A 9,786-nucleotide genomic window follows, 5' to 3' on the forward strand; every position below is an offset into this window, starting at 1 on the left:
TGTTGATCGAGTTAACAATATCGCCAGTCCGTAAACGGGTTCTGCGCCTAAATCGTCACACAAGGGCGTGGCGCGGGCGGTAACCGAACCATCGCACACGTCCGGGCGACGTGGACGTGAACCTCCGGATTCGAAAGGTCACCCGATGCAGGCCTCCGACCGCACCTCCGGCTCATTCCACGCCTGCGCGCCGCTGACCTCCAGGGACCCGGAGCGCATCGGCGCCCACCGGCTCCTCGGACGGCTCGGCGAGGGCGGCCAAGGTGTCGTGTACCTCGCCGAGGATCCCGGCGGGGACCGTGTCGCGGTCAAGATCCTGCACGACCGCGCCGGCTCCCGCGACGCCGCCCGCAAGGAACTCGCGGCGGCCCGCCGCGTGGCCCCTTTCTGCACCGCCGAAATTCGGGACTCCGGCGAGGACGACGGCGTCCCCTACGTCGTCACCGAGTACATCGACGGCCCTTCGCTGCGGCGGCTCGTCGAGACGGAGGGCCCGCAGAGAGGCCCGTCCCTGTACCGGTTCGCGATCGGGACGGCCACCGCCCTCGCGGCGATCCACCAGGCGGGCATCGTCCACCGCGACTTCAAACCGGGCAACGTTCTGGTGGGCCCGGACGGTCCGCGGGTGATCGACTTCGGCGTCGCCCGCGCCGTCGACGCCACGGCGACCGCGAGCGGCTCCGTCATCGGCACACCGTCCTACATGGCGCCGGAGCAACTCGCCGGGGACACCGTCGGGCCCGCCGCGGACGTGTTCGCCTGGGCCGCCACGATCGCGTTCGCGGCGAACGGGCGTCCGCCCTTCGGGCAGGACACGATCCCCGCCGTCCTCAACCGGATCGTCAGGGGCGAGGCGGACCTGGGCGGTCTCGGCGGCCCTCTGCGCGACCTCGTGCGGCGGTCCCTGCACAAGAATCCCGCCCGGCGTCCCACCGGGCGGGAGATCCTGCTGCGCCTGCTGGAGCACTCGGACGGTCCGATCGCCGCCCAGGAGGCGCTCGCCCGTGGACGCGCCCTCGCGACGGCCGACGACGCGACGCTCGCCGACGAGCGCACGGAGCGCTGGACGACCGTCCGGATCCCCCGCCCGCACGGCCGAGGCCGCCGCGGCCTCCTGGCCGGAGGCATCGTAGCCGTCGTGATCGCCGTTGCGGGCGGCGCCGCGCTGGCGGTCGACCGCGCCGGCGCCCCCGTTCCCGGCGCGGCTCCGGACGACGGCGTCGCGGTACCGGCCCCACCGAGCGGCGTCCCGGTGCCCGTCCGGACGGCCGCCGCGGCACCCGGCGCCGTCCCGACCGCGCCCGCCGAGGTCGCCGACGCCGTCGAAGGGGCGGTCGGATCGCGACGGACCGCCGGATTCACCGCCGAGGGGTTCAGATCGCAGAGCGACGAGGCGTTCGAGGCGCGCGGACGCCTTCACTACCGCCCCGGGCAGAGCACCGGCTACGACCTCACGGTGCGCCACCCGCATGGGGACCCCCTCGTCGGCGACTCCGTGGCAAGGCGCGTCATCATCCTGGGAAACTGCGCGTATCTCCGGGACGCGCCGAAACACTGCCATTCCACGGAGAGCGACGCCGTGGACGCCGATGGTTCGCACGTGTGGATGGCGTCGAACGTCCGCCTGGTCAGCTCCCCGTACAACGTGCTCGAACTGCTGCGCGCCAGCACGTCGCTCCAGCACGACGCTGATGGCGGAACGGTGACCTTCCGGGGGACGGCCCGCGGCGGCGCCCTCGCCGAGAGCGGGCCGGTCGGGGCCTTCTACCGGTCGTTCGGCGGAAACCTCACCCAGGTGACCTACACCCTCGTCACCACCCGAGACCATCTCCCGAAACGGCTCGACATCGACCTGTGGACCGCCCTGTCGGCGTCTGACACCGTCCATTCGCTGTACTCCGTCACCTACGGCGAATGGGGAAACAGCGGAACGATCACGCGCCCTTACTGAACTTGCCCGCAGGAAGGGCGCGGGAGTCGATAACCACCGGCTATGACGGTTTGTCTTGGACGGGCGGGGGCCGGTGGGCCCACGCTGGGGGCAACCGATCTTGAGGAGTCATCCAAGTGAGCATCCTTCCCACCCGTTCCCTCGGACGGCTCGAGGTGTCGGCGGTCGGCTTCGGCGCGATGGTGCTGTCGCCCGGGATGTACGGCGAGGTCGACGACGAGCGGGGGCTGGCGGCGCTGCGGCACGCGTTCGACCACGGCGCGACGTTCGTCGACACGAGCGACGGCTACGGCGAGGACGGGCACAACGAGCGGCTCGTCGGGCAGGCGCTGAAGGGCCGCCGGGACGACGTCGCGGTCGCGACGAAGTTCGGCTTCGCCCTGCCCGAGGGTGTCGAACCGCACCCGTTCCCTGTGGGATACGCGTTCGGGGAGCTGGCGGTCAACTGCGATCCGCGGCACGTCCGCGGGTACGCGGAGGCGAGCCTGCGCAACCTGGGGACCGACGTCATCGACCTGTACTACCCGCACTTCCCGGACCCGCAGGTGCCGATCGAGGACACCGCGGGCGCCGTCGGCGAGCTGGTGGCGGACGGGCTCGTCCGGTACTTCGGCCTGTCGAACGTGACGGCCGACCAGCTGCGCCGCGCCCACGCCGCCCATCCGGTGCAGGCCGTCCAGACCGAGTGGTCGATGTGGCGGCCCGTCGACCCAGACCTGCTCGCCGCCGCGCGGGAGCTCGGCGTCGGTCTCGTGACGTGGAGCCCGCTCGGCGCCGGGTTCCTGACCGGGACGGTCGAGAAGGTCGGGGACGGTGACTTCCGGCGGAACAACCCGCGGTTCGACGACGCGAACCTCGCCGCGAACCACGACGCGTACGCGGCGGTCCGGAAGATCGCGGCGGAGCTGGAGGTGTCGCCCGGGCAGCTGGCGCTCGCGTGGCTGCTGCACCGCGGGCCCGACGTCGTCCCGATCCCCGGGAGCCGCACGCCCGCGCACATCGAGGAGAACCTGGCGGCCGCGCACCTCGACCTGCCGGCGGACGTCCTGGCCCGCATCGACGGCGTGCTCTCGGACGTCACCGCGTCCGGCGGCACGCTGCTGCGATGAGAAGACGAGCCGCGGGGTGACGATTACCGACCACCGATACGCCTGATCTGGGACACTTTCGGAAAATACGTTCGACCGGGGGGCTTGGTGGAGATCCGCACGTTCACGGAGGACGACCGCGCTGAACTGCGGGAACTGTTCGCCCGCGCCGGTGAAGGCGCCCCCACCGAGTCATTGTGGGGGCACGCCGATTCCGAGGCGGAAATCTACCTGGCCCCCTACATCGACCACGAGTCGGAATCCCTGTTCCTCGCCGTTTCCGAGGGGCGGCTCGTCGGCTACCTGACCGGCTGCGAGGACACCTCGGCCTTTCCCGGCGAGGACGAACTGCTGATGCGGGCCGTCCGGAAGCACCGCCTGCTCTTCCGGCGGGAGCCCCTCGCGTTCTTCGCCCGCAGCATGGCCGACATGGCGGGCGCCGCGGTGCGCCGCCGGCCGACCGCCAAGACGTTCGACGATTCGCGGTGGCCCGCGCACCTGCACATCAACGTCGCGCCCGAAGCCCGCGGGACCGGCGCGGCGGACGGCCTGGTGAACGCCTGGCTCGACCGTCTCCGCGCCACCGGCTCGCCCGGCTGCCATCTGCAGACATTGACCGAGAACACCCGCGCCGTACGATTCTTCCGCCGTATGGGATTCACCGAACACGGCCCGTCCGTCCTCGTCCCGGGCATCCGGCAGAACGGCGGGAAACTGCACCAGCAGACGATGGTCTGGGCCCCCTAAGGCCGTCGGCCCGGCCGGTGCGCCATACTCGCCCGGTGAGGGGACGCTTGATCGAGGTGACGGCCCGCCGGATCGCGACGCCCGTCTGGAGGAAACTGAGCGGACGTGCACAGTGGCGGCTGGCGCGCCTCCGGCACCCCACGTTCCTCGTGTACGCGGGCGGGATCGTCCGCGACGACCAGGGCCGCATCCTCCTCCTCCGGCACCGCCTGTGGCCCCCGTACAAGGCGTGGGGCCTGCCCGGCGGCTACGTCAACGCGGGCGAGCGCCTCCAGGACGGCGTCGCACGCGAGGTCCGCGAGGAGACGTCCCTCGAGGTCTCGGTCGCCGACCGTCCGCTCCAGGTGGCGAGCGGTTTCCGTTTCCGCGTCGAGACCTACTACGAGGCCGAAGTGACCGGCGGACGCCTCGACCTCGACCCCGCCGAGATCCTCGAGGCCCGCTGGTGCGCCCTCGACGACCTCCCGGCCGAAATGTCCCCCCGCCTCCGCACCCTCATCACCGCCCTCCCCGAGTAGGACGTGTTTCGAGGGTCAGCGGAGCGAGCCGACGAAACGATGGGGCTCGGTGAGGACGGTTCGGGCGTGCTGCAGATTCGGAAGCCTGCTCGGGGACGGCGTCCGGGTCGCTTACGACTGCCACGTGAATTCCGGGTCCGTGATCGGACGCGCCTCCCTCATCGGCCCGCACATCGATTGGCGCGGCCACTGCCCGCCCGATACCTCGGTTTTCCTCCGCCGGCGCACCTTCGTGCCAGCAGCCGGCCGACAGTAATGACTCGCAGTTGATTACCAAGGTGTCTGGGCTCTCCTGAGTCGCGGCAACGGTCGCGCCGCCTCCGCCTCCGCGTCGACGTTCGAGTCCGGTCGACCTGGAACGATCCAATATGACTGTCGACATGCCTTCATTGTTAAAATCTCGTCGACATATGACTACATAATCGTCATGGCACCACATTTCACTATGTCGCCATCCGGTGGAATGCGGTGGTGCCGTGTCGTCGGGCGGAGGCTGCGCGGTGGGTGGTCGGCGGGGACGGGGCGGCAGGGCGGGCGGACGGGCCGGCGGGGTCTTCGGCAAGATGGCCGGCAACCTGTTCCCCGCTCCCAAGGGAGGCCGGCGCGGCGGCCCGAACGGCGGGGGGCCGGCCGGGCCGAACGGCCGCAAACCGTCCGGCCCGGCCGATCCCGGTGACGGCCGTGGCGGCGACCGCAGGGGCGGTTCCCAGCAGTCGCAGGCGCGACCCACCGAGGAGACGCCCAAGAGCGGGGACCCGATCAGCATCATCACCGGCGATGTGCTGCTGAGCCAGCGGGACGTGTCGTGGCAGGGCGTCCTGCCGTTCGTCCTGGAACGGACGCACGTGTCGTCCTATCGGGCGGGCCGCTGGTTCGGGCCGTCATGGGCGTCGACGCTCGATCAGGCTCTCGACGTGGACGCCGAGGGCGTCCACTTCCTCGCCGCGGACGGATCCGTCCGCTCGTATCCCCAGGTCCTGGTGCCGAAGGTCGTTTCGCTGCCCGCCGCGGGCCCCCTGCATCCGCTGACGCTCACCGCGGAGGGCTCCTACACCTTGACCGTCCCCCGGACGGGCCGGACGCTGCATTTCCCGGCGCCCGGTGAGGAGACGGGCTGGTCCCGGCTGCCGCTGACCGCCGTCACCGACCGCAACGGCAACCGCATCGATCTGGTCTACGAGGAGCAGGTCCTCGTGGAGATCCGCCATTCGGGCGGCTACCGGATCGTCGTCGACACCGCGGCGAGCGCGGAAGGGGAGAGGCGCATCAGCGCGCTGCGCACCGCGGACGGGACGGTGCTCCGCCGCTTCGGCTACGACACGGCCGGGCACCTGACCGAGGTCCACGACACCTCCGGCGTACCGCAGCGGTTCGCTTACGACGACCGCGGCCGGCTGACCGGCTGGGTGGACCGCAACGAGCACTGGTACCGCTACACCTACGACGACGAAGGCCGGGCCGTCCGCGGGGAGGGCTCCGAGGGCGTGATGAACGCCGCCTTCACCTACGACCCCGGCAACCGCCGCACCCTGGTCACCGATGCGCTCGGCCACACGACGACGCACCGGTATAACGATCTCGACCAGATCGTCGAGGTGGTCGACCCGCTGGGCGCGGTGACGCGCTTCGAGTGGGACGCTCACGACCGTCTTCTCGCGCGCACGGATCCGCTCGGGCACACCACCCGGCACGCTTACGACGAGCGGGGCAACCTCGCCCGCGTCGAGTATCCCGACGGCGCTTCCCTTTCCGCCGAATACAACGTGCTCGACCTGGCCGTCCGCATCGTCCAGCCGGACGGGGCCGAATGGCGGAAGGAGTACGACGAACGCGGCAATCTTGTGCGACGCACCGATCCCTCGGGCGCCGTCACCAGGTTCGAGTACGGGCCGCAGGGCGCTCCCGTCGCCATTACCGACGCACTCGGCCACACCTACACCGCCGAGAACAATGGGGCGGGGCTCCCGCTCACGGTGACCGACCCGCGCGGCGCGACGCACCGGTACTCCTACGACGCCATGGGGTTCCCGACCGGATCGGTCGACCCGGCCGGACGGCAGGACCGGTTCGGCTGGTCGCCGGAAGGCCGCCTGCTCTTCCGCACCCGGCACGACGGGGCGACGGAACGCTGGCGTCACGACGGAGAGGGCAACACGGTCGAGTACGTCGACCCGTCCGGGCGGAGCACGCGCACCGAGTACGGCCCGCTCGACTTTCCGACCAAGATGATCCGCTCTGACGGTTCGAGCCTGTCGTTCACGCACGATGCCGAAAGACGGCTGACGCAGGTGACCACCACCGAGGGGCTGACCTGGTCCTACCGCTACGACCCGTGCGGACGCATCATCGCGGAGACCGACTTCAACCATCGCACGCTCACCTACTCGCACGACGCGGCCGGGCGCCTGGCCGCCCGGACCAACGGCGCGGGGCAGAGCGTGACGTATGACCGGGACGTGCTCGGCAAGGTGATCCGGAAGACGGCGGGGTCGAAGGTCACGACTTTCGGCTACGACCCGGTGGGGCGCCTCGTGCAAGCGGTGAGCCCCGACGCCGACCTCCGGTTCACCTACGACCAGGTCGGTCGCGTCCTGGCCGAGACCTGCAACACGGCGACTCTCGGCCTCACGCGCGACGCCCGCGGCCAGGTGGTCGGCCGGACCACGCCGTCGGGTGCGGAGAGCCGCTGGACCTACGGGCCCGCGGGCCTCCCCACCGATCTGCGCACCGGAGGCCGGACGCTGGCCTTCAAGCACGACGCCGCCGGTCGGGAGATCGAGCGGCGGATCGGGGCGGAGGCCGTCGTCGCCCAGCAATGGGACGACGCGGGCCGGCTCTCGGCCCAGACGCTGTGGACGGCCCCGGCCCGGCCCGGCGAGGAGGCGACGCTCCAGCAGCACCGGACGTACGCCCATGGAGCCGACGGCCGGCTCACCGGCATGACCGACCGCCTCGCGGGCGACCGCGCCTTCGACAGCGACGAGCGCGGCCGCCTGACCGCGGTGCGCGCCCAGGGATGGACGGAGCGGTACGCCTACGACGACATGGGCAACATCGTCCACGGCGAGTGGCCCGAGTTCAACGGGGAGTCGGGTGACAGCGGAGTCCGCGAGTACACCGGAACGTTGATCAAACGCGCCGGGCGCGTCAGATACGAGCACGATGCACAGGGACGCGTCGTGCTCCGGGAGCACACGACGCTCTCCGGCCGGCGCCGACGCTGGACGTTCCAGTGGGACGCCGAAGACCGCCTCGTCGAGGTCCGGGTGCCCGGCGGCTCACGGTGGCGCTACCACTACGACGCGCTGGGACGGCGCGTCGCCAAGCAGCAGCTCGCCGAAGAGGGCGAGACCGTCCGCCAGCGATTCGCCTACACCTGGGACGGCACACGCCTGGCGGAGCAGACGCACAGCGTGTGGGATTCCGAGAACGGGCGCTACCGAACCCGAACGACCACCTGGGACTACGAGCCCGGAACGTTCAGGCCGTTGACGCAGATCGAGCACGAGGCGAATCCAGACCGTGAATCCCAGGCCCATGTGGACACGCAGTTCTATGCCATCGTGGCTGATCTGGTCGGTGCGCCCGCCGAACTCGTCCGGGCGGACGGACAGGTCGTCGCGGCGCGGCCGGCGAACATCTGGGGAGCGCGCGGCGCCTTCCCGAGCCTCTGCCCGCTGCGGATGCCGGGCCAGTACCACGATCCCGAAACCGGTTTCAACTACAACTACAACTACAACCGCTATTACGACCCGGTGGCCGGCGGATACGTCACGGCCGACCCGCTGGGCATCACCCCGCAGCCCAAGCCGCATTCCTACGTTCCCGACCCGACCACCTGGGCCGATCCGCTCGGCCTCACGCCGCACAACTATGGCGGGTCTGACGACGACGATGAGGTGCACCCCGATCAGGCACTGCTCGATGAGGCGCGCCTGGAGAGGCACAACGCGCCGGCGGACGCCTCGATGACCGCGATGGCGCGGATCAAGGGCAGCACCGACCCCGATGAATGGGAGGTCGGGTATTCCGGAGCCACCGGCCGCGTCCCGATCAGCCCGGACATCGACTTGTCGCGCGGCGGGCAAACCTACGCGGGGGACGCCGGAAACTGCGCGGAGGTCCGGGCGGGCAGCATGGTTCTCCGCAACAACCCCGGCGCCCAACTTCGCGATGTCGAATTCATCGTCGTCGAGTCGGCCACGGGGAACATCAAACCGTCCTGCCTGTCGTGCCTCGGCACGATGGTGACGCAAGGAGCCCGAGACGTGGGAAGCGATATGCTCGGACGGTGAGTTCGATGGGTGACCGCTTCCCGGAGGACGTCGTTTCGCTGCTCCGTGCGGCCGGATGGTTCGAGGGGAGAGCGGCGGACACGGCCCCGGCCCTGCAGGCGTGGGACTCCCTGGGCCTTCGAGCGGAGGCCGGCCCCCTGGACCTCGTCCGCGAGTTCGACGGACTCCACGTCGAGCACCCCCCGTACGTCGACATCGGCGAAACCCGGCACTTCGACTTCACGAACTTCGATGCCGTCGCCGGCGTCCGCGGTTTGCCGGAAAGAGCCTATCGGGAGTACACGCGCCTCGCGGGCCTGCCCTTGTACCCCATAGGTCAGAACCGGGCGCACATGACCCTGATGGTCGGCGCACAGCAAATCTTCGCAGGGGTGGACAACTACCTGTTCACTTATGGCGACGGCCTCGACTCCGCCGTAACGGCGATGCTGCGAGGCGAGCAGCCGACGAAGATCGGCGAATGGCACCCCTAGCCGAAGCAGTACTTGATGAAGGTCCTCACAGCCGAACGGGCTCGTCCATGATCTGCACGATTCGCTCAAACAGAGCCGCCGGGCCGGTCGTGACGTGGAACCTGGCACTCGTTTATTGCGGCAGCGCCGGTTCAGAACCGACGTGCCGCGTGCGAGAGAACGGTGAGCGATTCGTTGCGGCGAGGGCGTGACTGGACCACTCCCCTACGCCGTTCGGCTTCGCTCTCCTGCTCGTGGACGTTGGTCGGGACGGACGAACCGGGCGTCGGCCAACGGTATGTACACCCCGCGCCGGGTGGACGGTGGCGCGGCGGAGTTCCCTTGGACGCGCGTACGTGAGCGGTGCACGAAGCTGGGTTCGGACGGTTCGGGCCGGATGCCGCGCGGCTCGCGCACATGAGCACTGAACCTTTTCCAGCAGCGTCCGACGGTGCGTGATCACATCATGATCGCGGGCGGTGTGGCGGGCCCTGGAACGTAAAGAAGCCCTGGTAGGACGGGGGGGCTCTCACCACCGCCCGATCCCACCAGAGGCTTCACATGCTTTTCTACCGTTCTTCGCTGCCGTTGTCGCGTCAGACGCTGCAGTACGTGACCGGGGTCGTCGGCCGCCACCGCAAGCAGGCCGGCAGCAAGGGCCGGGCACTGACGGCGGGCATGCAGGCGCTGATGACGCTGGCGTACTTGAAGAAGGGCGAAACGTTCGCGCAGCTC

6 protein-coding genes and 2 pseudogenes are annotated in these 9,786 nt (G+C 70.3%); all 8 read left to right on the forward strand.

The genetic code is table 11. The features are described 5' to 3' along the window. Positions 1–145 precede the first annotated feature (145 nt). Complete coding sequence (locus tag H505_RS52045; RefSeq protein ID WP_051301259.1) at positions 146–1,951, forward strand: serine/threonine-protein kinase; 1,806 nt, start codon at positions 146–148, stop codon at positions 1,949–1,951. A 116-nt stretch (positions 1,952–2,067) separates the two neighbouring features. Further along, entirely contained in the window at positions 2,068–3,060 is a 993-nt protein-coding gene (locus tag H505_RS0128260) for an aldo/keto reductase (RefSeq protein ID WP_026404668.1), read from the forward strand. Between the two features lie 87 nt (positions 3,061–3,147). Beyond that, on the forward strand, positions 3,148–3,786 hold the full coding sequence (locus tag H505_RS0128265) for a GNAT family N-acetyltransferase (protein ID WP_034520229.1): 639 nt from the start codon (positions 3,148–3,150) through the stop codon (positions 3,784–3,786). A 35-nt stretch (positions 3,787–3,821) separates the two neighbouring features. After that, entirely contained in the window at positions 3,822–4,304 is a 483-nt protein-coding gene (locus H505_RS0128270; protein ID WP_233617900.1) for an NUDIX domain-containing protein, read from the forward strand. 563 nt (positions 4,305–4,867) lie between these two features. Further along, a pseudogene (locus H505_RS52790) lies at positions 4,868–5,260 on the forward strand (DUF6531 domain-containing protein); the annotation flags it as partial. 99 nt (positions 5,261–5,359) lie between these two features. Further along, complete coding sequence (locus H505_RS44830) at positions 5,360–8,599, forward strand: RHS repeat-associated core domain-containing protein (protein WP_211238578.1); 3,240 nt, start codon at positions 5,360–5,362, stop codon at positions 8,597–8,599. Between the two features lie 5 nt (positions 8,600–8,604). Continuing rightward, positions 8,605–9,072, forward strand: a complete 468-nt coding sequence (locus H505_RS50725; RefSeq protein WP_169528869.1) for an SUKH-3 domain-containing protein — start codon at positions 8,605–8,607, stop codon at positions 9,070–9,072. 540 nt (positions 9,073–9,612) lie between these two features. Next, positions 9,613–9,786, forward strand: a pseudogene (locus H505_RS52050) (IS5/IS1182 family transposase); the annotation flags it as partial.

The organism is Actinomadura rifamycini DSM 43936 (assembly GCF_000425065.1).
Lineage (GTDB): Bacteria > Actinomycetota > Actinomycetes > Streptosporangiales > Streptosporangiaceae > Spirillospora > Spirillospora rifamycini.